The 21993-nt window shown below is 68.0% G+C and carries 24 protein-coding genes and 1 tRNA gene; 13 read left to right on the forward strand and 12 right to left on the reverse strand.

What is annotated here, in order from left to right; translation table 11 throughout:
- The first annotated feature begins 33 nt into the window (after window positions 1-33).
- From NDI56_RS02030 to NDI56_RS02050, 5 genes are all read left to right on the forward strand, one after another.
- A complete protein-coding gene (locus NDI56_RS02030; protein WP_310917742.1) occupies window positions 34-894 on the forward strand; it encodes an NOP5/NOP56 family protein in 861 nt (286 codons plus the stop codon).
- The gene (locus NDI56_RS02035; RefSeq protein ID WP_310917743.1) at window positions 891-1526 is read left to right on the forward strand and encodes a fibrillarin-like rRNA/tRNA 2'-O-methyltransferase; all 636 of its coding nucleotides are present in this window, start codon (window positions 891-893) and stop codon (window positions 1524-1526) included. The genes NDI56_RS02030 and NDI56_RS02035 overlap by 4 nt, the downstream gene beginning before the upstream one ends.
- 52 nt (window positions 1527-1578) lie before the next feature.
- Window positions 1579-2661 (forward strand): glutamate--cysteine ligase, encoded by a 1083-nt coding sequence (locus NDI56_RS02040; protein ID WP_310917744.1) that lies wholly within the window; start codon window positions 1579-1581, stop codon window positions 2659-2661.
- 403 nt (window positions 2662-3064) lie between these two features.
- The gene (locus NDI56_RS02045) at window positions 3065-3556 is read left to right on the forward strand and encodes a helix-turn-helix domain-containing protein (RefSeq protein ID WP_310917745.1); all 492 of its coding nucleotides are present in this window, start codon (window positions 3065-3067) and stop codon (window positions 3554-3556) included.
- Window positions 3557-3649: 93 nt separating this feature from the next.
- Complete coding sequence (locus NDI56_RS02050; protein WP_310917746.1) at window positions 3650-4138, forward strand: phosphopantetheine adenylyltransferase; 489 nt, start codon at window positions 3650-3652, stop codon at window positions 4136-4138.
- Window positions 4139-4392: 254 nt separating this feature from the next.
- On the opposite strand, the gene NDI56_RS02055 is transcribed toward NDI56_RS02050, so the two are convergent.
- The gene (locus NDI56_RS02055) at window positions 4393-4701 is read right to left on the reverse strand and encodes a cyclin family protein (protein WP_310917747.1); all 309 of its coding nucleotides are present in this window, start codon (window positions 4699-4701) and stop codon (window positions 4393-4395) included.
- 82 nt (window positions 4702-4783) lie between these two features.
- Between NDI56_RS02055 and NDI56_RS02060 the strand changes: the two genes are divergently transcribed.
- Window positions 4784-4867: transfer RNA gene (locus NDI56_RS02060), tRNA-Leu, on the forward strand.
- 326 nt (window positions 4868-5193) lie between these two features.
- Here NDI56_RS02060 and NDI56_RS02065 read toward each other — a convergent pair.
- Entirely contained in the window at window positions 5194-5418 is a 225-nt protein-coding gene (locus NDI56_RS02065; RefSeq protein WP_310917748.1) for a DUF7385 family protein, read from the reverse strand.
- A gap of 149 nt (window positions 5419-5567) precedes the next feature.
- Here NDI56_RS02065 and NDI56_RS02070 point away from each other — a divergent pair, with 149 nt between their 5' ends.
- The 4 genes from NDI56_RS02070 (at window position 5568) to NDI56_RS02085 (ending at window position 9584) form a co-directional block, all read left to right on the forward strand.
- Window positions 5568-6602 carry a nicotinate-nucleotide--dimethylbenzimidazole phosphoribosyltransferase gene (locus NDI56_RS02070; RefSeq protein WP_310917749.1) on the forward strand — a complete coding sequence of 345 codons (1035 nt, stop codon included), beginning with the start codon at window positions 5568-5570 and terminating at the stop codon, window positions 6600-6602.
- Entirely contained in the window at window positions 6599-7885 is a 1287-nt protein-coding gene (locus NDI56_RS02075; protein ID WP_310917750.1) for a cobyrinic acid a,c-diamide synthase, read from the forward strand. The genes NDI56_RS02070 and NDI56_RS02075 overlap by 4 nt, the downstream gene beginning before the upstream one ends.
- A 92-nt stretch (window positions 7886-7977) precedes the next feature.
- Window positions 7978-8787, forward strand: coding sequence for a diadenylate cyclase DacZ (dacZ, locus tag NDI56_RS02080; protein ID WP_310917751.1), 810 nt, complete (start codon window positions 7978-7980; stop codon window positions 8785-8787).
- Window positions 8788-8789: 2 nt separating this feature from the next.
- A complete protein-coding gene (locus NDI56_RS02085; protein WP_310917752.1) occupies window positions 8790-9584 on the forward strand; it encodes a mechanosensitive ion channel domain-containing protein in 795 nt (264 codons plus the stop codon).
- Here NDI56_RS02085 and NDI56_RS02090 read toward each other — a convergent pair.
- The 3 genes from NDI56_RS02090 to NDI56_RS02100 all read right to left on the reverse strand — a co-directional run bounded on the left by NDI56_RS02090 (window position 9581) and on the right by NDI56_RS02100 (window position 12006).
- Window positions 9581-10120: an acyltransferase gene (locus tag NDI56_RS02090; RefSeq protein ID WP_310917753.1), complete on the reverse strand. Its 540-nt coding sequence runs from the start codon at window positions 10118-10120 to the stop codon at window positions 9581-9583. The genes NDI56_RS02085 and NDI56_RS02090 overlap by 4 nt on opposite strands.
- Before the next feature lie 176 nt (window positions 10121-10296).
- On the reverse strand, window positions 10297-11586 hold the full coding sequence (gene purD / locus NDI56_RS02095) for a phosphoribosylamine--glycine ligase (RefSeq protein WP_310917754.1): 1290 nt from the start codon (window positions 11584-11586) through the stop codon (window positions 10297-10299).
- 96 nt (window positions 11587-11682) lie between these two features.
- Window positions 11683-12006 carry a hypothetical protein gene (locus tag NDI56_RS02100; RefSeq protein WP_310917755.1) on the reverse strand — a complete coding sequence of 108 codons (324 nt, stop codon included), beginning with the start codon at window positions 12004-12006 and terminating at the stop codon, window positions 11683-11685.
- 99 nt (window positions 12007-12105) lie between these two features.
- Between NDI56_RS02100 and NDI56_RS02105 the strand changes: the two genes are divergently transcribed.
- Window positions 12106-14295: a thioredoxin domain-containing protein gene (locus NDI56_RS02105; protein ID WP_310917756.1), complete on the forward strand. Its 2190-nt coding sequence runs from the start codon at window positions 12106-12108 to the stop codon at window positions 14293-14295.
- Here NDI56_RS02105 and NDI56_RS02110 read toward each other — a convergent pair.
- Window positions 14292-14714, reverse strand: a complete 423-nt coding sequence (locus NDI56_RS02110) for a thioredoxin (RefSeq protein ID WP_310917757.1) — start codon at window positions 14712-14714, stop codon at window positions 14292-14294. The genes NDI56_RS02105 and NDI56_RS02110 overlap by 4 nt on opposite strands.
- Window positions 14715-14837: 123 nt before the next feature.
- Window positions 14838-15272 carry a DUF488 family protein, N3 subclade gene (locus tag NDI56_RS02115; protein ID WP_310917758.1) on the reverse strand — a complete coding sequence of 145 codons (435 nt, stop codon included), beginning with the start codon at window positions 15270-15272 and terminating at the stop codon, window positions 14838-14840.
- Window positions 15273-15381: 109 nt separating this feature from the next.
- Here NDI56_RS02115 and NDI56_RS02120 point away from each other — a divergent pair, with 109 nt between their 5' ends.
- The gene (locus NDI56_RS02120; RefSeq protein ID WP_310917759.1) at window positions 15382-16305 is read left to right on the forward strand and encodes a PLP-dependent cysteine synthase family protein; all 924 of its coding nucleotides are present in this window, start codon (window positions 15382-15384) and stop codon (window positions 16303-16305) included.
- On the opposite strand, the gene NDI56_RS02125 is transcribed toward NDI56_RS02120, so the two are convergent.
- From NDI56_RS02125 to cyaB, 5 genes are all read right to left on the reverse strand, one after another.
- Window positions 16302-17063 (reverse strand): helix-turn-helix transcriptional regulator, encoded by a 762-nt coding sequence (locus NDI56_RS02125; protein WP_310917760.1) that lies wholly within the window; start codon window positions 17061-17063, stop codon window positions 16302-16304. The two genes, NDI56_RS02120 and NDI56_RS02125, sit on opposite strands and share 4 nt — an antisense overlap.
- Before the next feature lie 283 nt (window positions 17064-17346).
- On the reverse strand, window positions 17347-17844 hold the full coding sequence (locus tag NDI56_RS02130; protein ID WP_310917761.1) for a DUF5804 family protein: 498 nt from the start codon (window positions 17842-17844) through the stop codon (window positions 17347-17349).
- Window positions 17845-17871: 27 nt separating this feature from the next.
- Entirely contained in the window at window positions 17872-19050 is a 1179-nt protein-coding gene (locus tag NDI56_RS02135) for a tRNA sulfurtransferase (protein WP_310917762.1), read from the reverse strand.
- Between the two features lie 164 nt (window positions 19051-19214).
- The gene (locus tag NDI56_RS02140; protein WP_310917763.1) at window positions 19215-20417 is read right to left on the reverse strand and encodes a methionine adenosyltransferase; all 1203 of its coding nucleotides are present in this window, start codon (window positions 20415-20417) and stop codon (window positions 19215-19217) included.
- Window positions 20418-20482: 65 nt separating this feature from the next.
- Window positions 20483-21022: a class IV adenylate cyclase gene (gene cyaB, locus NDI56_RS02145; RefSeq protein ID WP_310917764.1), complete on the reverse strand. Its 540-nt coding sequence runs from the start codon at window positions 21020-21022 to the stop codon at window positions 20483-20485.
- Between the two features lie 86 nt (window positions 21023-21108).
- Here cyaB and NDI56_RS02150 point away from each other — a divergent pair, with 86 nt between their 5' ends.
- The gene (locus NDI56_RS02150) at window positions 21109-21993 is read left to right on the forward strand and encodes a hypothetical protein (protein WP_310917765.1); all 885 of its coding nucleotides are present in this window, start codon (window positions 21109-21111) and stop codon (window positions 21991-21993) included.

Genomic DNA, 21993 nt, shown 5'->3' on the forward strand with positions numbered 1-21993 from the left:
ACGCATATACAACGAGGCCCAGTAGTACGGCCAATGACTGACACGAGCGAGCAGGGCGGCTGGTTCGCGGGTCTCGACCCAGACGACGAGGCCGCCGCCGTAGAACGCATCGCGAGCGGCAGCGCCGACGCCCCTGACGATTGGCCCGCTCGGGCCGTCGAATCGGGATTCGCCGCGGACGCCGACGAGTACTACGACCGATTGCACGCCGCGACGACGGCAGCCACCGAAGCGGCCGTCACCGAGGCCGAGCGCGCCGACGACAAGCAGCTCGTCCACGCGGTGCGCGCGATGAGCGATTGCGAGCGCACCGCCAACGAACTGGCCGAACGCGTCGCCGAGTGGGGCACGAGTCGGTACGACGAGGACGGCAGCGGCGTCGGCTACGCCCGACGAATCGCCGACGGCGAGGTCGGGGACGGCGACGAGGGCGGCGACCGCGCGCTCCGGTCACTCGCGGAGCGCGTCGTCGCGGTGGCGGCGGAGGCCGACGAGCTGCGGGCCTACATCGAACGCACGGCGCCGGCCGTCGCCCCGAACCTATCGATGCTCGCCGGGCCGGTCCTCGCGGCACGCCTGCTCTCGCTCTCTGGTGGCCTCGAATCGCTCGCCAAGCAGCCAAGCGGCACCGTTCAGGTTCTGGGTGCCGAAGACGCCCTGTTCGCGCATCTCAGTGGCGGGACTCCCTCCCCGAAGCACGGCGTCATCTTCACCCACGAGTACGTCAGCGGGACGCGACGCGAAGAGCGCGGGTCGGCCGCCCGCGCCCTCGCGGGGAAGCTCTCCATCGCCGCGCGCATCGACCACTACAGCGGCGACCGGCGGCCGGACCTCCAGCGGGAACTCGACGACCGCATGGAGCGCATCCGGTCGCGAGGGGGTGAGGGCGAATGACGCCGTCGCTGCCCGAAGGCGTCGAGCGTCACGACTTCGACGGGACGACGAGTATCGCCACCCGGGGCCACCCCGAGTACGGCGAGCGGACCGACGGCGAGTGGCGCCGGTGGGACCCCCACCGCTCGAAGCTCGGCGCGATGCTCGCCCTGGGGATGGACACCGGGCTGGAAGCGGACCTGAAAACGCTGTATCTCGGTGCCGCGGCCGGGACGACCGTGAGCCACGTCGCCGACTTCGGCGGGCCGACCTACGCCGTCGAGTTCGCCCCGCGACCGGTCCGGGAGCTGCTCGACGCCGCCGACCACCGGCCGAACCTCTTTCCGCTGTTGAAAGACGCCCGCCGGCCCGAGAGCTACGCTCACGTCGTCGAGCCCGTCGACGTGATCGTTCAGGACGTGGCCACCCGCGGCCAGGCCCGCGTGGCGGCGCTGAACCGGCAGTTCCTCGACGGCGACGGCCGCCTGCTCGCGGCCGTCAAGGCCCGCAGCGAGGACGTGACCGCCGACCCCGAGGACGTGTTCGACGAGGTGGTGGCGGAGCTTTCGACGTCCTACGAGGTGCTCGCGAGCGAGGAGCTCGACCCCTACCACGAGGACCATCTGGGCGTCGTCGCACGGCCGCTGGAGTGAGCGTCGAACCGGGACGGAAGGCTTTAGCGGGTCGATTGCGACGTTCCGTTCAATGGACGAGACGGGGTCTCCCGAGAACTTCACCCGGATGGGAACGCTCGGTATCGAAGAGGAGTTCTACGTCGTCGACGAGTACGGTCGGCCCACGTCGGGCACGGACGAGCTCGTCTACGAGGGCGAACCGCCGGCACTGCTCGACGGCCGGCTCGACCACGAGCTGTTCAAATGCATCGTCGAGACACAGACGCCACTCATCGAGGCGCCGGACGACGCCCGCGAGCAGCTGCTCGCGGTCCGCGAAGCGCTAGTCGAGTACGCCGCCAGCGAGGGGTTCGGTATCGCGGCCGCCGGGCTCCACCCGCTGGCGAAGTGGCGCGAGCTCGAACACGCCGAGAAACCCCGCTACCGCGCCCAGCTGGACCGAATCAAGTACCCGCAACACCGCAACACGACCGCCGGCCTGCACGTCCACGTCGGGGTCGACGACCCGGACAAGGCGGTGTGGGTGGCCAACGAACTCCGCTGGCACGTCCCGGTGATGCTGGCGCTGTCGGCGAACTCCCCGTACTGGAACGGTTTCGACACCGGGCTCCAGTCCGCCCGTGCGAAGATTTTCGAGGCGCTGCCCAACACCGGCATTCCGACGAGGTTCGAGGACTACGCGGCCTTCGAGACCTACGAACGCCGGATGGTCGAGAGCGGGAGCATCGACGACCGCGGCGAGCTGTGGTTCGACGTGCGACCGCATTCGGGCCACGGCACCGTCGAAGTCCGCGCGCCGGACGGTCAGGCCGACCCCGACCGCGTGCTCGCCTTCGTCGAGTACGTCCACGCGCTCGTCGAGGACCTCGCGGCCCGCTACGAGGACGGCGAGTCCGGGACTGACATTCGGCGGGAACTGCTCGACGAGAACAAGTGGCGCGCCATCCGCAACGGACAGTCCGCGTCACTGCTGGCGCGGGACGGCGACGGACTGGTGTCGCTTGCCGACATCGTCGAGGCGGAGTGTGACCGACTCGGCGTCGGCGGTATCCGGCGACTTTTCGAGGCCGAGAGCGGTGCCGAGAAACAGCGCCGCCTTCGCACCGAGGCGGGCGTGCAGTCGCTCGCTGCGTCGCTCGCAATCGAGCACTGACGCCCAGTCGAAGGCGGTGGAAACTTTGGCTGCCACTACCTCCCCGTTCGGTGTTTCTCCGCTTCCCACCCGTTCGTCTGTCGCGTCACGGACCCGACAGCGTCGCCGCCCCCACGGCGACACAGCAGATATCGGAAACCGCGTGTAGACGGCGTTCAGCTACGCCTCGCGACATCCGTTGATAGTGAGTACGACAATAAAATACCAGAGGGTCGCTCTCACGGGCGATAGCAGTCGCCGATTTTCCGGACTATTTAAATATTATATTACTATCGCTACAGGAAACTCGTCACTCCGGGGGGTGTCTCGCTCGGTCACCGTGGACGGGCGACGCGGTGAGTTCGGTCGGCACGAGCCAAGGTTTTTTATTCACCAATCGCTTTCGTCCCCGCAGAGACAACACATGTCTGCAGATGACCCACACGACGACAGCCTCGACGAGTCGGGGGACGTACGCGACCGTATCGAACAGGAGGCCGACCGCGCCGTCGAGCAGTTCGACGAGGGCATCGTCGATATGCTCGCGTGGGTGCTGGACACGGAGACCCGCGCTCGCATCTACGTGAGCCTCCGGCAACACCCCGAGAGCACGAGCGACGAGATCGCTGATTCGACGGGACTGTACCCGAGTACCGTTCGGGAGGCGCTCGCCGAACTCCACGACGAGGGGAAGCTGACACGGCAGAAACGCGAGAGCGACGGCGCCGGCAACAACCCCTACGAGTACAGCGCTATCGCGCCGAGCGAACTCGTAAACACCATCGTGGGCGACGTGCAGTCGGAGCTGAACACGGTGTTCAATCTTGACGCTCATCTGGACGACGTGGGGCCGGAGAGCGACGCGGCCGAGCCGGTCACCATCTCCGTCGAGGACGCCGACGAAGACGACGAGTAGTCGGCCCCGCCGCCGGCGACAGCGGCGTGTGACGCGCTGACGAGGCCTGCTGCAGACGACACGCCTAAATCGGGCGCAACCGTTAGCCGGGGTATGAATGTGGCGCTGGGGGGGACGTTCGACCCCGTGCACGACGGACACCGCGCGCTGTTCGAGCGCGCGTTCGAACTCGGTGACGTGACAGTGGGACTCACCAGCGACGAACTCGCACCGAACACCCGACACGACGAGCGACACGTCCGCCCGTTCGACCGGCGCCGTTCGGACCTCTCGGCCGAACTGGAACGACTGGCCGAGCCAAACGGGCGTGAGTGGACCGTCCGGGAACTGTCGGAGCCGACCGGCATCGCGACCGAACCGCAGTTCGACGTGCTCGTCGTCTCACCGGAGACCGAAACCGGCGGCAAGCGGATCAACGAGATCCGCCGCGACCGCGGGCTCGAACCGCTGGCCCTGGAGGTCGTCCCCCACGTGCGAGCCGACGACGGCGATATCATCTCCTCGACGCGTATCGTCAACGGCGAAATCGACGAACACGGCAACGTCACGCCCGAGCGCGACGGCCGCGAGAAACCCACGTGATACCGCAGGCTGCTCTCTCTCGAACGCACAGCATCCCGGTAGTGTCTAGTTTCGCGTGAGACGATTCGGGGAGTAGAAAGCCCCGGCGAGCTGAACTCGGGGGACTCGTTGCGCGCTTCACTCACTGCGTTCGTTCCAGTGCTTACGTCGTCCGCCTTCGTTTAGCCCGCCGCCCCTTTCTGGCTGTCCGCACTCTCAAGCACTTACCGAAACACTGCCAGAATCACGGACCGATCAGAAAGCGAGCCGTCGGTTTACCACTCAGGCGCGTCCAGCCCGACGTGCTCGATGAGTTCCTTCCAGCGCTGCTGTATCGTCAGCCGAGAGACGTCGGCGGCCTCGGCGACGGCCGTCTGGGAGCGTTCCTCGCCGGCGACTAGGGCCCCAACGTAGATGCTCGCAGCCATCGAGGCCCGCTTCGAGCGCTCCTCCTCGGGCAGCGTCGAGAGAAACAGGTCCACCGCGTGTGACCGCGCCTGCGTGCCGAGGTCCAGCGTCTCCGCTGTGGCCTCTATCTCTCCCAGCCACTCGTCCTGCTCGACCCGGTCACTGGCCCGGTACATACACGGGAATCGGTCCCGAGGACCGTAAACACTCGCCCGCAAGCGACGGGTTTTTAGACGACTCCCGGATACGATGGAGTGCGCGCGGGTAGCCAAGCCAGGAAAAGGCGTAGCGCTTAGGACGCTATCCCGTAGGGGTCCGCCGGTTCAAATCCGGTCCCGCGCATAGCGAGACGCGAACGGACGTGAGCGTCTCGGACAGACGAACGGCGAGCGCAGCGAGCCGTGAGTCTCCGCGAACAAACCGTGAGCGGAGAGTGCGCAAAAGAGGATTTGAAGCACGGAACGAGCGAACGGAGTGAGCGACGTTCAGGCGGTTCAAATCCGGTCCCGCGCATAGCGAGACGCGAACGGAGTGAGCGCCTCGGACAGACGAACGGCGAGCGCAGCGAGCCGTGAGTCTCCCCGAACAAACCGTGAGCGACAACAACCGACCGGAGCGGATTTAATTCCGGAAGGAACGCACAGCGAGCAGCCCAACCGGCCGTGACGTCACTTGTGCGTAAAGAGGACCACGCGGTCGTCGTGGGTGGTCGTACAGAGGTCCATCTCGAAGTCGAGATTCAGCGAGGTCGTCTCCTGTTTGCAGACGACCATATCGTCGAACGGTTTCTCACAGGCCGGGCAGGCGACGGCCGTCGTGTTCTGGTACGACTTGATCGCGTCGTTGTCCTCACGCGGGGTCAGCGAGGAGATGAGTTCGTCGAAATCCTCCATACCTGTCGTGGGCGACGGCGTCGCTTAAATCATGGGTCCTTCTAGCTACGCGAGTGCCGACTGTCGCGAGCTCTCCCACGGCGGCAAAAATAACGACTGTAGCTAGCCGACCGGTGCGTTAAAGTGCGGTTGCAGTAACCCAAACTAGTATGACACGGTCCCCAGAGACGACGCGGTTTATATTGGTCGCCGGGACGACGGAGACAGCACAGCGGGACGGGCTGAGCGCCGCCGGGGCGGACCCGGAGCTGCTGTCGACGACGCCGGGCGCCGACGCCGAACTGCTCACCTACGGTCGGCCGGTCCGGACCGACACGGTGCCGGTGAGTCCGAGCGGCTGTCCGACGCCGGCGCTGGTGACGCGGGCCGTCAGGGAGCTGCTGGGGTTCGACGTGGCGGTGGTCGACGGCGGGCTGACCGAGCCCACCGGCGCGCCGACGGTCTCGGTCGGTGCGGGCGTCGGGCGGGATATCGGCGACCAGGACCCGGTGCCGACGGCTTACGGGGCCTTCGAGGCGGCCAGACAGTACGGTCGCAAGCTCCCGACCGACGAGCTGTGGCTGGCCGAGACGATTCCGGGCGGGACGACGACGGCACTGGGGGTGTTGCGGGCGCTGGGCGAGGAGGCGATGGTCTCCTCGTCGCTCCCGGAGAATCCGGTCGAACGGAAGGAGCGGGTCGTCAGCGAGGGGTTGGCGGCGAGTTCGATGCAGCCGGGCGACGCCGCCGGCGAACCGAAGCGGGCGGTCCGGCGGATGGGCGACCCGGTGCTCGCGACGCTGGCCGGGCTGACGACCGGCGCCGTCGAGACCGACACCGCGGTGACGCTGGCCGGCGGGACACAGCAACTCGCCGTCGCGGCGCTGGTCCGCCACGGAGGGTACGAGGGGTCGCTCGGGCTGGCGACGACGAGTTACGTCGCCGACGACGGCACGGCCGACCTGCGTGCGAGCGCGGGGGAACTCGACCTCGACCTGACCGTCACCGACCCCGGGTTCGACGCGAGCGACCACGTCGCCATGGAGCGGTTCGTCGCCGGGGAGGCGAAGGAGGGCGTCGGGATGGGCGGCGCGCTGGCGCTGGCCGACCGTGCCGGGCTGGGGATGGCCGAGGTCCGTGACCGCTTCGCCGCGGTGTACGACGACCTCGTCGACCCCGAGCCGACACCGGGTGAGCTGGCGTGAACGGCGTCGTCCTCGCCGGGACGGCCTCCGGTGTCGGCAAGACCGTCGCGACGCTGGCGACGCTGCGGGCACTCGACGAGGCGGGCCTGGACCCACAGCCGGCCAAAGCCGGCCCGGACTTCATCGACCCGAGCCACCACGAGGCCGTCGTTGGTAAACCGTCGCGGTCGCTGGACCCGTGGCTCGCCGGCGAGGACGGAACGGTGCGCACCTACCACCGGGGTGAGGGCGACATCTGCGTCGTCGAGGGGATGATGGGGCTGTACGACGGAACGAAGGTATCGACCGCCCGCGTGGCCGAGGTGCTCGACCTGCCGGTCGTGCTCGTCGTCGACGCGAAAGCCGGGATGCAGAGCGTCGGCGCGACGGCGCTGGGGTTCCAGCAGTACGCCGGCGAGGCGGGCGTCGATATCGAGGTCGCGGGTGTCATCGCCCAGCGGGCCCACGGCGGCCGCCACGCCGACGGCATCCGCGAGGCGCTCCCCGACGGCCTCCGGTATCTCGGTCGGATTCCGCCGACCTCTGACCTGGAGATCCCCGACCGGCATCTCGGGCTGGAGATGGGGACCGAGTCGCCGGTCGACCCCGAGGCGCTCTCGGTGGCGGCCGAACACGTCGACGCCGAGGCGATAGCTGAACTGGCCCGCGAACCGCCCGCGGCGACCCCGGCACCGCCGCCCGAATCCGGACGCCGGCTCGCGGTCGCCAGCGACGCGGCGTTCTGTTTCAGCTACCCAAGCGTCGCCGACCGGTTCGAGGGCGCTATCGAGCAGTTCTCGCCGCTCGCCGGTGACCCGGTTCCAGCGGCGGACGCGGTCTACCTTCCCGGCGGCTACCCGGAGCTCCACGCCGAGGTGCTCGCGGCGTCGTCGACGCTCGATGACCTCGCTGCCCGGGCGGCTGACGGCCTGTCGATATACGGCGAATGCGGTGGACTGATGGCGCTCTCGGAGTCGCTGACGACCGCCGACGGCGACAGCTACGACATGGCCGGCGTGCTCCCCGCGGCGGTCGAGATGCGCGAGCGGTATCAGGCGCTTGACCACGTGGAACTGCGGGCCAGCCGGGACACGTCCGTCGCGGCGGCCGGGACCCGGCGTCGCGGCCACGAGTTCCACTACTCCTCGGCGACGGTCGCCGGCGACGCGACCTTCGCCTTCGAGGTAGAGCGGGGCGAGGGCATCGACGGCGACCGCGACGGTCTGACCGAGTACGCGACGGTCGGCACCTACTGTCACGCCCACCCATCGAGTGGCGCTTTCGACGCGCTGCTGTCCGGCTGAGCGGGGCGGCCCACGCGAGTTGTCAGACGGAACGCTGACGTGCGGCTGACTGCCCATAAGGTTTTTTCCTGTTTGCAATCGTGGTAGGGACAATGAACGAGCTGCGCGACCTCTCCGAGGAGCTGGTCGCAGATATCGACGCCGTCTTCCTTTTCTCGCCGAGTATGAGTAACTTCGAGGAGCTCGAAGCGGTCGACGGGACGGTCGTCGTCGTCGGGCCGGAGAACACCGTCGGCGCCGACGAGTTCGTCGAGCTCCCCATCGACTTCACGGATCTGGAGGGCCGGATTCGCTTCGGCATCGAGGGCGCGCTGGAACAGGAACTCGTCGAAGAGGGCGACGAGGTGGCCTGCGTGAGCGATTTCATGGGCGGGACGGCCAACGCCTTCGCGCGCATCCAGACCAAGGACTTCTCGCCCTCGGGCGTCTACGACCTCTTTGTCAACTCGCGGGCCGAACCCGGCGTCGTCCGGGACGTCTTCGAGGTGGCGGTCGAACTGGGCAAGAAGGGCCAGAAGGGCAAGCCGGTCGGTGCGCTGTTCGTCGTCGGCGACGCCGGGAAGGTGATGAACAAGTCCCGCCCGCTCAGCTACAACCCCTTCGAGAAGTCCCACGTCCACGTCGGCGACCCCATCGTCAACGTGATGTTGAAGGAGTTCTCCCGGCTCGACGGCGCCTTCGTCATCTCCGACGCCGGCAAAATCGTCTCCGCCTACCGCTATCTCGAACCCTCCGCCGAAGGCGTCGACATCCCGAAGGGGCTGGGCGCCCGGCATATGGCCGGTGGGGCAATCACCCGCGACACGAACGCGACGGCTATCGTCCTCTCGGAGAGCGACGGGCTCGTCCGCGCGTTCAAAGGCGGTGAACTCGTCCTGGAGATCGACCCAGAGGAGTACTAACGATGCAGTCCCTACCCGACTGGCCGGACCTCGTTCGGACGCTGTTCTCCCCACAGGGGACGTTCGTCGTCTCGCTGCTGGTCCTGGGTATCGGCCTCCTCGCGGGCTTTCTGATCTGGCGGGCCTCCCGGCAGTTCATGGAGGAGATGGGCGTCCCCGAAGCCGTCGAAGGTACTCCCTTCGAGCGGACCGCCCGAAGCCTGGGGACCTCGACGGTCGGCATCATCTCGAACCTGGCCGCGCTGTTCGTCTACATCATCTCCATCACCATCGCCCTGAACATCGCCCAGCTCGTCCAGCCCGAGGCGTACTGGACGCGCTTTACCGCCTTCCTCCCCGACCTCTTTATCGCCGTCTTCGCCATCATCATCGGGCTCATCGCGGGCGATAAGGCCCGACTGGTCGTCTCGGAACGGCTCCGGAGCGTCAAACTGCCCGAGGCGACGGTAATACCCGAAATCGTCAAGTACAGCATCTTCTACCTCGCGATTCTCGTCGCACTGGGCCAGCTCGGTGTCGCGACCCTGGCGTTGCTCATCCTGCTTGCGGCGTACTCGTTCGGTCTCGTCTTCCTCATCGGACTGGCGCTGAAAGACCTGCTCGCGGCCAGCGCCGCCGGGCTCTATCTCCTGCTCACCGAGCCATACAGCATCGGCGACGAGGTCGTCATCGGCGACCAGCAGGGAATCGTCCAGGAAGTGGACATGTTCGTCACGCACGTCGAGAGCGACGGGAAAGAACACATCATCCCGAACCGGAAAGTGATGCAGGACGGTATCGTCCGCGTCCGCGACTAGTCGCTCCCGAGTGGCTCCGCCGGAACCCCGGCCACGGTCTCGCCGGGCGCCACGTCCGCGACCACGAGCGAGTTCGCCGCGACCTGTGCGTCCGCGCCGATTTCGACGCCCGGCAGGACGATAGCGCCCGCCCCGACCATCGCCCGCTCGCCGACGACGACCTCGCCGGTGCGGTACTCGTCCTGCAGGAACTCGTGACAGAGCAGGGTCGCGTCGTAGCCGATGATGGCGTCGTCCTCGACGGTGATGAGCTCGGGCCAGAACACGTCCGGGGTCGACTCCAGCCCCCACGCGACCCCCTCGCCGACGGTCACGCCGAGACGACCCAGGAGCCAGTTTTTCAGTCTGAGACTCGGCGAGACGCGACAGACGAGGATGACCACGTAGTTGACTACTATCTGCAGCCGTCCCTTCGCGTCCGGCCAGGGAAACAGCGAGTTGCGCGGCCCGGGGGTCGCGACGCGGTCCAGTCGGTCGTGCCTGCGCTCGGCGTCCGTCTCTGACGGTGTCTCGTCCGGCTCTGTCGCGTCGCTCACGCCCGCCCGTAGAACTGGGACCGTCTTGAACGCCCCGCTAGTGACTCCGTGAACTGTAGTGACGACTGACCGCTCGACAGCCAGCCAGGGCCGGGCTTTCCGACCGTCAGCAGTCGTGGCGCCCCTGCTGCCGGCAGCGACAGTGAATCCGTAGCAGAAAACGACTCCGCTCTGTCCTAGTCCCGAATCTCGTCCATGTGGTCGATGCGCTGCTGGACGAGGTCGGCTTTGCCGATGTCGTGGCGCACGCGCAGGCCCTCGGTACCGGCCCGTTCGAGGGCGCTCTCCGCGATCGCCTCGGCCTCACCGATGGTGTCGGCGATGCCCACGACGGCGTACGAACGGGACGTCGTCGTGTAGATGCCGTCCTCGCGGTCGTCGACGGAGGCGTAGTACAGGAGCGCCTCGCCGGCGTTCTCGGCGTCGATAGTCACTTTCGCCCCGGCCTCGGGGTCCGTCGGGTAGCCGTCGGGGACGGCGTACTTGCAGACGGTCGCTTTCGGCTGGAAGGAGAGCTGGGGAATCGAGACCTCGTCTCGGGCGGCGGTGAGCACGTCGAGGAAGTCGGTGTTCAGGACTGGGAGCGTGTTCATCGCCTCTGGGTCACCGAAACGGGCGTTGAACTCGACGACGCGCGGGCCGGTCTCAGTCAGCATGAACTGGCCGTAGAGCACGCCCTTGTAGCCGTCCAGCGCGTCCACGGTCGCCCGGAGCACGTCGACGGCGTCGTCGTAGTCGCCCTCGGACATGAACGGCAGTTCGAGGCTGGCGTCGGTGTAGCTCCCCATCCCGCCGGTGTTCGGCCCCTCGTCGCCCTCGTAGGCGCGCTTGTGGTCCTGTACCGCCGGCGTGACCCGGAGCTGGCCGTTGGCGACGAACGCCTGGACGGTGAACTCCTCGCCGACCAGCCGCTCCTCCAGCACCACGCGGTCGTAGTCCGAATCCCGGAGGTACGCCTTCGCTTCCTCGGCGGTGCACTGGTCGCCGATGACCCGGACACCTTTGCCGCCGGTGAGGCCGGCGGGCTTGACCGCGAGGTCGCCGTCGTACTCGTCGATGTAGTCGCAGGCCGCGTCCATGTCGTCGAAGGTCTCGAAGTCGGGACAGCCGGGGATGTCGTTCTCGGCCATGAAGCGGCGCTGGAACGCCTTGTCCGTCTCGATGCGGGCCTCGTCGGCCTGCGGCCCGAAGGCGTAGACGCCGGCCTCGTCGAGCGCGTCGGCGACGCCGGCCGCGAGGGGGGCCTCCGGACCGACGACGGCCAGCGTGGCGTCGACGTCCTCGGCGTAGCTGGTCACGGCCGAGGGGTTCGTCGTCTCCAGCGTCTCGAACCCGTCGGCAAGGTCGACGATACCGGGGTTGCGGTTGCCGGCACAGGCGTAGAGCTCCGCGTCGGAATCGGCGAGCGAGCGCGCGATAGCGTGTTCGCGGCCGCCGCCACCCACGAGCAGCACTGTCTCTGTCATACCTCAACGCCTGACTGGCTTCGACGTAAGTATTGTCTTTCAGCGGCTCAGTGACCGCCGCTGGGGCGTCGGGTGCGGGCGCGGCACCGCCGCGGGCTACTGCTCGTCCCGGAGCTCGTCGAGCGCTTCTTCTTGCTCGCTGCGGGTCAGGCCGCCCGCCTCAGCGAACCGGCCGTCGTACTGCCAGCTGGGGATGGCGGCCCACGTCGCGTCGTCGTCTCGGCCGCCGACCCTGCGGACCCACAGCGACGCGAGCACGACCCAGCCGCCGACGGCGACCAGCCAGGACTCGGGGACGGGGACGCCGGCCAGCGAGAGGAGCCCGCCGATGACCGGCACCGCGAAGAGACCGACGAACACGACGGCGACGAGGTACTGCATCGTTCGAGTCGACAGTGACACGTTCACCGCCTTGGTCATGACATCTGGTCATCACGTCCCGGAATAGCTCTTGTGGTGGTGCCGGCTGTCGCGTGTCAGGACACACCGCTTTTGAGTCCGGGCCGCCGAGGACGAGTCATGAGCGACGACGCCGACCCCACGTCCCGAAATCGACTCGACGAGGCCGAGAGCCCCTATCTGCGCCAGCACGCCGACAACCCGGTCAACTGGCAGCCGTGGGACCAGCGGGCCCTCGACGCGGCGAAAGAGCGCGACGTGCCTATCTTCCTCTCTATCGGCTACGCCGCGTGTCACTGGTGTCACGTCATGGAGGAGGAGAGCTTCCAGGACGAGGATATCGCCGCGACGCTCAACGAGAACTTCGTCCCCGTCAAGGTCGACCGGGAGGAACGGCCCGACCTCGATAGCGTCTACATGAGCATCTGCCAGCAGGTGACCGGGGGCGGCGGGTGGCCGCTGTCGGCGTGGCTCACGCCCGAGGGCGAGCCGTTCTACGTCGGGACCTACTTCCCACCCGAGGAGAAGCGCGGCCAGCCCGGCTTCGGTGACCTGCTCGACCGGCTCTCGGACTCCTGGTCGGACCCCGAGCAGCGGTCGGAGATGGAGAACCGGGCCCGGCAGTGGACTGACGCGATCGAGAGCGACCTCGAACAGGTGGGCGACCCCGGGGACCCCGACGAGAACCTCGTTCAGACGGCGGCGAAGATAGCCCACCGCGGCGCGGACCGCGACCACGGCGGCTGGGGGTCGGGCGGGCCGAAGTTCCCCCAGACCGGGCGGATTCACGCCCTGTTGCGCGCGCATGCGGACGGCGAGGCGCCACGCGCTTCGGGCACGTCGAGCGGGGCGCGAAGCGACTCGCGAGAGGAGGGGCACGAGGACTATCTCACCGTCGTCGAACAGACGCTGAACGCCATGGCCGACCGGGGGCTGTACGACCACGTCGGCGGCGGGTTCCACCGCTACTCGACCGACATGCAGTGGGCGGTGCCCCACTTCGAGAAGATGCTGTACGACAACGCCGAGATTCCCCGCGCCTTCCTCGCGGGGTATCAGGCCATCGGCAACGAGCGGTACGCCTCCGTCGTCCGGGAGACGTTCGACTTCGTCCAGCGGGAACTCCAGCACGAGGACGGTGGCTTCTTCAGCACGCTCGACGCGGTCAGTCGACCCCCGTCCGACCCCGATGGGGACACCGAGGAGGGCGCCTTCTACGTCTGGACGCCCGAGCAGGTCCACGACGCCGTGAGCGACGAGCGGGCGGCGGACATCTTCTGTGAGTACTTCGGTATCACCGAGCGCGGGAACTTCGAGGGGGCGACGGTGCTGGGCGTGCGCAAGCCCGTCGACGTGCTCGCAGAGGAGCACGAGATGGACGAGGCGGGGGTCACTGAGACGCTTCAGACAGCGCTCGACGAGGCCTTCGAGGCCCGCGAGGAGCGCCCGCGGCCCGCCCGGGACGAGAAGATTCTGGCCGGCTGGAACGGGCTGATGATATCGACGCTCGCGGAGGGGGCCGTCGTGCTCGACGACGCCTACGCCGACGTGGCCGCCGATGCACTGGGGTTCGTCCGCGAGCAGCTGTGGGACGAATCCCGGCAGCGGCTCTCCCGCCGGTACAAGGACGGCGACGTGGCCATCGACGGCTATCTGGAGGACTACGCGTTCCTCGGCCGTGGGGCCTTCGACCTCTATCAGGCCACCGGCGATGTCGACTACCTCGACTTCGCGCTCGACCTGGCCGACGCCGTCACCGAGGCGTTCTGGGACGCCGAGGCGGAGACGCTGTATTTCACCCCGACGGGCGGCGAATCACTGGTCGCGCGGCCACAGGAACTGACCGACCAGTCGACCCCGTCGAGCACGGGCGTGGCCGCCTCGCTCCTGCTGGAACTCGACCACTTCCGCGGGGACGACCGCTTCGGCGAAGTGGCCGAGAAAGTCGTCCGGACCCACGCCGACCGCACCTCGGCGAACCCGCTGCAACACGCCTCGCTCACGCTCGCGACGGACACCTACGAACAGGGGTCGCTGGAACTCACGCTGGTCTGTGACCCCGCCGACCCGCCGGCCGAGTGGACCGCGACCCTGGCCGACCGGTACGTCCCGCGGCGGCTGCTGGCGTGGCGACCGGCCGACGAGGGGGCCTTCGAGTCGTGGCTCGACACGCTCGGGCTGGCCGAAGCGCCGCCCATCTGGGCCGGCCGGGACGCCGACGGCGAGTCTACCGTCTACGCCTGCCGGAACTTCGCCTGCTCACCGCCGAAACACGGGCTCGAAGCGGCGCTGGACTGGGGCGAAAACTAGGCCATCGCCGACTCGATCTGGTCGGCGAGATGGACCGCGATGGGGACCGGTTCCTCCTCGACGAAGCGGGCGATCTCCTCGACTGCTTGCGACGTGTCGCCGCTCCGTGGCGCGTACTCGACGACGACAGTCGGGATGTACTCGATACCGTACTCCTCGACGCCGGGACCGGTCTTCGAGCCGTCGTCTTGCTTCTCGGTCGGGTAGTGGTGAATTCTGGCGTCCGGAACCTCCGCAGCCTCCAGCGCGGCGCCGAAGTCGGGGAGCTGTGCGCGGCAGTCCTTGCACCAGTCGCCGCCCCAGATGTGGTAGTCGAGTTCGGTCCGGTAGCGGGCGAGGGTGTCCACCGTATCGGCGTATGCGTCTCGCACCCACACCGGGTTCGGTTCCATCGTTTCGAGGCGTCCGGTCTCGCTCATGGCAGCCAGTAGCGGTGCAACTGGCTTGAACCTCCCGACTGTCGCACGTACGGTCGTGACTCTGGACCGGTAATCGCCCGTCCGGGAGTCGGCGATACGGGTGCGAGACTCCGACAGCCCGTCTCAGGCCTCGTCGATCCGCTCGCGGAGTCGCTCCTGCAGCAGCGTCCGGTGACAGCGCTTTCGGTCCCCCTCGAAACAGACGAGGGCGACCGTCTCACCGCCCCGAACCCGCGCGGCCAGCTCTTCGACCGCCCGCTGTGCGTCGTCGTCTCGGGTCAGATACGTCCCGTAGCGGCGCTCGAACTCCGTCTCGTCCCAGGCGGCGTTGTGGGCACCCTCCTCACAGAGCCCCTGCATCTGCAGGTCCTCGGCGCGCTGTTTCGTCTCGTCGAGCAGCGGTTTCGGCGGTCCGAGTTCGGGGACGTTCTCGTCGACGGCGGCGTGGAACCAGCCCGTCGGCTCGCGGACCACGCCGACGAGCGTCTCCTCGCCGTCGAGGTCGGTCAGGTCGTGCTGTATCGCCGCGGCGTACGTCTCGCGGACGGCCCCGCTCATGGCTGTCTGTTCGCCGCCCCGCCGGAAAGTACTGCCGGGACCGCCGACTCCCCCTCGGCTTTGGCGGTTCCACTGGGGGTTTTAACCGACGACGGCGTACGCGCCGCCAATGCACGAGACAGTTCACGATTCTATCGCCGACGCCATCGGCTCGCCGCTGGTGTCGGTCGCCGCTCCCGAGGGCGCGACGGTGGCCGCGAAGGTCGAGTCGTTCAACCCCGGCGGCTCCGCGAAAGACCGCCCGGCGCGGTTCATGATAGAACGCGCCGAGGCCGACGGCGTCATCAACCCGGGCGATACGCTCGTCGAGCCGACCAGCGGCAACACCGGTATCGGGATGGCGATGGTCGCCGCGGCGAAGGGGTACGACGTGGTGCTGGTGATGCCGTCCTCGAAGTCGCCCGAACGCCGCCAGATTATGAAAGCCTACGGGGCCGACATCGAGCTGGTCGAGGGCGACATCACCGCCGCCAAGGACCGCGCGGACGAGCTCACCGACCGCGACGGCGCCGTCCAGCTGCGCCAGTTCGAGAACCCGGCGAACCCGCGGGCCCACTACGAGACCACCGGCGAGGAGATCATCGAACAGGTCGGCGACCGGACCGTCGACGCGCTGGTCGCGGGCGTGGGCACCGGCGGGACGATAACGGGCACCGGCCGGCGGCTCCGCGAGGCGTTCCCGGACATCGACGTCGTCGCGGTCGAACCGGCCGGCAACGCCGTGCTCTCCGGGATGGAGCCGGGCACCGGCGAGGACAGCTTCCAGGGGATGGGGCCGGGCTTCGTCAGCGACAACCTCGACGTGGACCTGCTGGACGACGTGAAGACCGTCGAACTCGACGACGCAGAGGCCGAGTGTCGCCGCCTCGCCCGCGAGGAGGGTATCCTCGTCGGGCAGTCCTCTGGCGCGTCGAACCTCGCCGCCCGCGACGTCGCGGGCGAACTGCTCGATGCGGGCGTGACGGACCCGCTGGTCGTCACCGTCTACTGGGACAGCGGCGAGCGGTACATGTCGACCGGGATGTTCGACTAGTCGACGCGGTCGGCGTTCCGTTTGAACGCCGCGTACTTCGATTCCGTCCACTCGTTCATCGTCTCGGTGTCGTTGTGAATGGCGCCGCGGACGCCGTTCTCCGTGTGGACGATGATGCCGCTTACGGTCCCTTCGGGTTTCTCGGCGATCCAGAGCGCGTACGGCATCGTCTCGTCGGTGACGTACAGCGCCATGTTGTCGGCCGCCGAGAACTCCCCGCAGATGTCGTCGTACGTCGAGGAGAACGCCTCGAAGACCTCGGTGGTCAACACCAGTTCGGTGTCGTCGTCGTCCTCGACGAGTTCGGCGACCTCGTCGATGTACTGGGGTGTCACCGAGGGACCGGTCGCCCGCAGCGTCGTCGCGCCGGTGCCAAGCGCCGTCGCCGCTTCGATGGGCGCTTGCGGGGTCGCCATCGTCGACTCCACGACGGTCGCACCGTGGAGGACGGCGGGGTCGATATCGATCTCCGGGGGCAACGCATCGAGGACTGGCTGGGCCCGCGTGAGCGCGTCGAGGCGGTCGAGAAACCCGTCGTAGGCCGAGAGCGCCTGTCGGCCGGCGTAGGTGGTCACGTAGGCACTTCCCTCCCGGGTGACGAGTGAATCCGCGGTCAGGTCGTCGATCGCTCTGTCGACTGTCGAACGGGAGATAGACAGCTGCTCGACGAGCTCGGGCTTCGTGAGCGGTGTGGAGAGCACCCGAAGGACGTCACGTCGCCTGGCGACGATGTCTGCAGTGTCGGGTACCGAAACCATTGTCGGTACACAACGGGACGTGGATATATAGTTTGTTTTCGGCGTTCCCGACTGCGGTACACCGACCCGGTCACAGCGCGGCCCGCTGGCCTCGACTCGGGGGACTGCTCAGGAGGTGGGAATTCTCCCGCTCGTTTGGTATATATCTCTCAGCACGCTATTGTCGGTGTGGGCCCGTTATCTAGGGAGTGGGGTGGTCCACAACGGCACCATCGGTCGCAGCGACCACACCTCTGACACGCGGTCGCGCGACCGACCTCTGACATAGTCTTCTCACCGCTGCTCAGGCACCGAACTCCGCCTCAGTGACGCGCACGACCAGCGTGTCCGCGACGTCCCGAAGGTCGTACTCGGGGATGGTGTCGCCCGTCCGCGTCAGGAGCATCGGCTCGACGAGCGCCGGGGGCCGCGCGGCGGGCGAGTCCGTCTCGCTGTCACCGCCGGCGTCCTCGACGACCCCGTACACCTTCAGGAACCGGCCGGTGTCGTCGGGCGCTAGCTCGTCGTCGCGGATGGCCGCGGCGAGCTCCCGAGAGAGCCACTCGCTCCCGCTGATAGAGGGGACCTTGACGAAGGCGGCGTCGGTGTACCGAACCAGATACCAGTTCAGGTCGTTGAGGAGTGCCACCGCCGCGCCGAGGCTCACCGTCTCCAGCTGGATGGTGTTCTCGAACGGTTCCCGCAGGTCGTAGGTGACCAGCGCGTTCCGAGCGGTCTCCCGGGAGAGCAGTTCGTACCGGAGGTTCACGTCTTCGCTCCCGACGAGACAGACCTGCGCCATGGGACGACAAACTGCTGCCCCCGAGATTTACCTTTCGATAGGGACGACCTCACGGGCCGTCGCACAGGTCCGGGCGCGCTCGAAGAGGTCGTCCGGTTCGGCCGCCCGGACCGCGTCGAGGTCCGCGTTGGTCTCCGGTAACTCGGGCGCGACCCGGTTGCAGCCGGTGTCGACCGTGGCGTCCTCGAAGGTCCCGATGTCGCGTGCGAGGTTCGTGATGTCGGCCTTGTCCATCGTCAGTAGCGGCCGGTGGATCGGGAGCGTCGTGGCCACGTCGGTCACGGCGATGTTCGCGCTCGTCTGGCTCGACTTCTGGCCGATAGCTTCGCCGGTGACGACGCCGACGGCGGCCTCCGCCTCGGCGACGGCCTCGGCCGTCGCGAGCATGAACCGGCGGAGCGAGAGCATCCGCAGGTCCGCCATCGCGGCTTCGAGGTCGGCCACCACCGCGCCGGCGTCGACGACGTGCAGCGACATCGGCTCGCCCGGCGCGTAGCCGGCCAGCGTCTCCACCGTCGCCCGGGCCCGCGCTCGGTGGTCCGGGCCGCCGTAGTCGCCCAGGTCGACGTACACCGGGACGACGGGACAGCCCCGCGCCATCAGCTTCCAGGCGGCGACGGGCGAGTCGATACCGCCGCTGACCAGCGCGACGACCGGCCGCTGGGTGCCCAGCGGGAGCCCGCCGGGGCCCGCTCGGCGTTCCAGATAGACGTAGGCCTCGTCGGGGCGACACTCGACGCACAGCCGGAAGTCGGGGTCGTCGAGGTCCACGGCCGGCTCGGCGCCCATCGACTCGACGGCGTCCCACACCGCGGCGCCGCATTCGGACTCGATCTCCGGGCTGGTAAACGGATGCGCCGAGGCCGGCCCGGCGCGGTCGGCGTCGACGGCGAAGCTCCCTCCGTCGTAGTGGGCCTCGGTGGCGTCGACGAGGGCCGAGCTGATGGCTTCGAGCGTCGGCTCGACGGTCTCGGCCGGCGACGCCGAGACGACGCCGAAGGTGTCGGCGGCCGCGTCCGCGACCGCGTCGGGCTCGTCGGTGTGGACGAACAGTCGGTTCCGACGGCGCTCGATGTCGCCCGTGAGCCCCCGGGCCGCGAACATCGCCCGCAGGTTCTCGGCCAGCCGGTCCTCCATCTTCCGGCGGACCTGCTCGCTCTTGACGCCCAGCTCGCCGTTCCGGACGAGGACGACGTCGGGGTGCATACCCGCAGTTGCCCGAAGGCGAATAAATGGGTGTCGCTCCCCGTGGTCCGTCTCAGTCCTCGCTCGCACCGTGCATCTCGGTGGCTCGCCACAAGTGTGGCTGTCAGTCCGCCGAGCGGGTAGATGTGTGTCTCCACACCGCGTCCGGTCGGCCAGCCGCCGGTTCAGAACGTCGAGAGCTCGCCGTCGATGACCTTGCGAGTAATCTCGGTCACGTCGTCCAGCTCCGCGTCGATAGCGTCTCTGACCGCCGCCTCGATGTCGCCGACGGCGACGCCGTCCTCGGTGACGACCATCGCGTCGGCGACGTGGGGCTGGTCGATAGGCGAGCCGATCTGGGAGAGCAGCCGGACCTGAATCTGACGGATGCCGTCGACCTCGTCGACGACGGACTTGGCGGTCTCGGTCGAGAGGAGGTTGTAAATCTTCCCGATGTGGTTGACGGGGTTCTTCCCGGACGTGGCCTCCATGCTCATCGGTCGGTTGGGCGTGATGAGGCCGTTGGCGCGGTTGCCACGGCCGACGGAGCCGTCGTCGCCCTGTTCGGCGCTGGTACCGGTCGTGGTGAGGTAGATGGACTCCTCGTCGTAGTCGTCGGCGGTGTTGACGTGGACGGTCACCTCGCGGTCGGTGTACTCCGTCGCGAGCGCGGTGACGTACGTGCGAACGTCTTCGACGGCTCGCTTGTACGCCTCCAGGTCGGCGACGTGCTCGTCGACCATCGCGACGGCGACGGTCACGTCGATGTGGTCCCCCTCGCGCTTGCCCATGACCTTCACGTCCTGACCTACGACGGGGTTCTCGTCGGCGTACTCGCCGGTGAGCTTGTGCTCGGTGTCGGCGACGATGCGCTCGGTCTCCGAGAGCGGCGCGTGGCCGACGCCGTAGCTCGTGTCGTTGGCGTTGGGGACGGTGGCCTCCTCGCCGAAGACGGTCTGGAGGTCGCCCGACCCCTCGCCGAACTCCACGTCGACGACGATGTCTGTCCCGAGGTCGAGATGCGGGAACTGCTCGCCCAGATACTCGCGAGCGGCCCGCAGCGCGATGGTCTCGGCGGGGATGCGCTCGCCGTCGTAGCTTTTCGTCGCCCGGCCGACGACGAGGAGATAGATCGGTTCGAGCACCTCGCCGCCGCCGTAGGCCGGCGCGGCCGTCCCGGCCACGAGCTGGGTCTCGTCCGTGTTGTAGTGGAGCACCTTCCCGAACCGGTCGATGTAGGTCCGTGCGAGCGCGCGGGAGACGCTCTCTGCGACCCCGTCACAGATGGAGTCCGGGTGGCCGATACCCTTTCGCTCGACGATTTCGACGTTCTGGTCCTCGACAGCGAGCCCGCTCTCGGGCGCGACGTGGATGTTCCGCTCTGTCATTGGTCGCTCTTTGCTGTGCCCGCTTCTATAACTTACGGGAACCGCTCGGCACACAAAGATTACTATCAGGCATTTTCGAGCAGCATACCGAGATACGACGTGCGGGTCTGGTTCTCGGGGTCGAGGCCCAGTTCGCGGAGCACGGCGAAGGCGCCCTCGCGGGCGGCCTCGACACCGCTCTCGTCGGTTTCGGTCTCCACCTCGACGAACTCGCCGACGCCCTCGACGGCGTCGAGCGTGACCGTGTAGCCGTCGTAGCGGTAGAACCGCCGGTCTTTCCGCACCGTCGCCGCCGGCTCGAACCCGAGGCGCTCGAAGATGGTATCGGCCGTCTCGCCGTCGCCGACCGCGGTCTCGTACTCCTCGCGGGTCTTCGACTCCGCCTCTACCAGCGGTCCCTTGTACGTGATGCGGGCCGCTGTCTCGCCGTCACGGGTCTCGCGTCGCACCCGGAGCGCCTCGTCGGTCTCGGCGAACTCCCGGTGTGGCGCGTCGTAGTACGTGTCGACCTGCACGACGTCGCCCGTCTGTGTGGCGCTCAGTTCGTCGAGGCGCTCGGCGACCGCGGCCAGGTCGGCGGCGACTTTCACTTCGACTTCGTACATGTCTCTGTCGTGGTGGTGACCGGTAAAAAACGGTGCTATCGCTTCGACGGCGGCGGTCCGACAGGGCCTCAGTCCTTCCCGGTGAAGTGGCCCTGCTCGTCGCGTTCCTGCTCCTGTGCGGAGTGTTTCCCACCGCGGGAGCGCGCTTCCTGGGTCAGGCCCTGGGTGTTGCCCTGCTGGTTCTCCTCGTTGCCCTGCTGTTCCTCGTGCTGGCGCTGCTGGTGCCGTTGCTGACCCTGTTGCTGGGGCTGTTGACTCTGCTGGCCGCCCTGCGAGACGAACTGGCCCTGCTGACCGCGCTGCTGTTGTTGTTGTGGCTGCTGGCTCTGCTGGCCGTACTGCTGTTGCTGGGGCTGCTGGCCCTGCTGGCCGTACTGCTGTTGCTGGGGCTGCTGGCCCTGCTGACCGCCCTGCTGTTGCTGGGGCTGCTGGCCCTGCTGACCGCCCTGCGAGACGAACTGGCCCTGCGGACCGCGCTGCTGTTGCTGGGCCTGCTGTCGGTGTTCCTGCCGGAACTGCTGGGAGTGGCGCTGGTCGGCCGCGCCCTGGTCGGCGCCGCGGCCCTGCTTGCCCGGCCACCCGGCCTGCTGACCACTCGGCTGCTGCTGGGCGGAGAGGTACCCCTCTCGCTGCTGCTGGGGCTGCTGGCCTTGCTGGCCGTACTGCTGTTGCTGTGGCTGCTGGCCCTGCTGGCCGTACTGCTGCTGCTGTGGCTGCTGGCCTTGCTGGCCGTACTGTTGCTGTGGCTGCTGGCTATACTGCTGCTGTCGCTGTTGGCTCTGCTGCTGCCCGTACTGCCGTTGGTGTGGTTGCTGACTCTGCTGTTGTCTCCGCTGGGGAGACTGCTGTTGCTGTGGTTGCTGGCCCTGCTGTTGCCCGTACTGCTGGCTCTGCTGGCCGTGCTGTTGTTGCTGACGGTGCTGCTCGCCCTGGTTCTGATTGTGATGTGGCATGATACGAGTTCGAGGTAG

Source organism: Halomicroarcula saliterrae, assembly GCF_031624395.1.
Taxonomy (GTDB): Archaea; Halobacteriota; Halobacteria; order Halobacteriales; family Haloarculaceae; genus Haloarcula; species Haloarcula saliterrae.

Coding starts and splice junctions, on each gene's coding strand:
- NDI56_RS02030 (WP_310917742.1), top strand. CDS start 34: ATGACTGACACGAGCGAGCAGGGCGGCTGGTTCGCGGGTCTCGACCCA.
- NDI56_RS02035 (WP_310917743.1), top strand. CDS start 891: ATGACGCCGTCGCTGCCCGAAGGCGTCGAGCGTCACGACTTCGACGGG.
- NDI56_RS02040 (WP_310917744.1), top strand. CDS start 1,579: ATGGACGAGACGGGGTCTCCCGAGAACTTCACCCGGATGGGAACGCTC.
- NDI56_RS02045 (WP_310917745.1), top strand. CDS start 3,065: ATGTCTGCAGATGACCCACACGACGACAGCCTCGACGAGTCGGGGGAC.
- NDI56_RS02050 (WP_310917746.1), top strand. CDS start 3,650: ATGAATGTGGCGCTGGGGGGGACGTTCGACCCCGTGCACGACGGACAC.
- NDI56_RS02055 (WP_310917747.1), bottom strand. CDS start 4,701: ATGTACCGGGCCAGTGACCGGGTCGAGCAGGACGAGTGGCTGGGAGAG.
- NDI56_RS02065 (WP_310917748.1), bottom strand. CDS start 5,418: ATGGAGGATTTCGACGAACTCATCTCCTCGCTGACCCCGCGTGAGGAC.
- NDI56_RS02070 (WP_310917749.1), top strand. CDS start 5,568: ATGACACGGTCCCCAGAGACGACGCGGTTTATATTGGTCGCCGGGACG.
- dacZ (WP_310917751.1), top strand. CDS start 7,978: ATGAACGAGCTGCGCGACCTCTCCGAGGAGCTGGTCGCAGATATCGAC.
- NDI56_RS02085 (WP_310917752.1), top strand. CDS start 8,790: ATGCAGTCCCTACCCGACTGGCCGGACCTCGTTCGGACGCTGTTCTCC.
- purD (WP_310917754.1), bottom strand. CDS start 11,586: ATGACAGAGACAGTGCTGCTCGTGGGTGGCGGCGGCCGCGAACACGCT.
- NDI56_RS02100 (WP_310917755.1), bottom strand. CDS start 12,006: ATGACCAAGGCGGTGAACGTGTCACTGTCGACTCGAACGATGCAGTAC.
- NDI56_RS02105 (WP_310917756.1), top strand. CDS start 12,106: ATGAGCGACGACGCCGACCCCACGTCCCGAAATCGACTCGACGAGGCC.
- NDI56_RS02110 (WP_310917757.1), bottom strand. CDS start 14,714: ATGAGCGAGACCGGACGCCTCGAAACGATGGAACCGAACCCGGTGTGG.
- NDI56_RS02115 (WP_310917758.1), bottom strand. CDS start 15,272: ATGAGCGGGGCCGTCCGCGAGACGTACGCCGCGGCGATACAGCACGAC.
- NDI56_RS02120 (WP_310917759.1), top strand. CDS start 15,382: ATGCACGAGACAGTTCACGATTCTATCGCCGACGCCATCGGCTCGCCG.
- NDI56_RS02125 (WP_310917760.1), bottom strand. CDS start 17,063: ATGGTTTCGGTACCCGACACTGCAGACATCGTCGCCAGGCGACGTGAC.
- NDI56_RS02130 (WP_310917761.1), bottom strand. CDS start 17,844: ATGGCGCAGGTCTGTCTCGTCGGGAGCGAAGACGTGAACCTCCGGTAC.
- NDI56_RS02135 (WP_310917762.1), bottom strand. CDS start 19,050: ATGCACCCCGACGTCGTCCTCGTCCGGAACGGCGAGCTGGGCGTCAAG.
- NDI56_RS02140 (WP_310917763.1), bottom strand. CDS start 20,417: ATGACAGAGCGGAACATCCACGTCGCGCCCGAGAGCGGGCTCGCTGTC.
- cyaB (WP_310917764.1), bottom strand. CDS start 21,022: ATGTACGAAGTCGAAGTGAAAGTCGCCGCCGACCTGGCCGCGGTCGCC.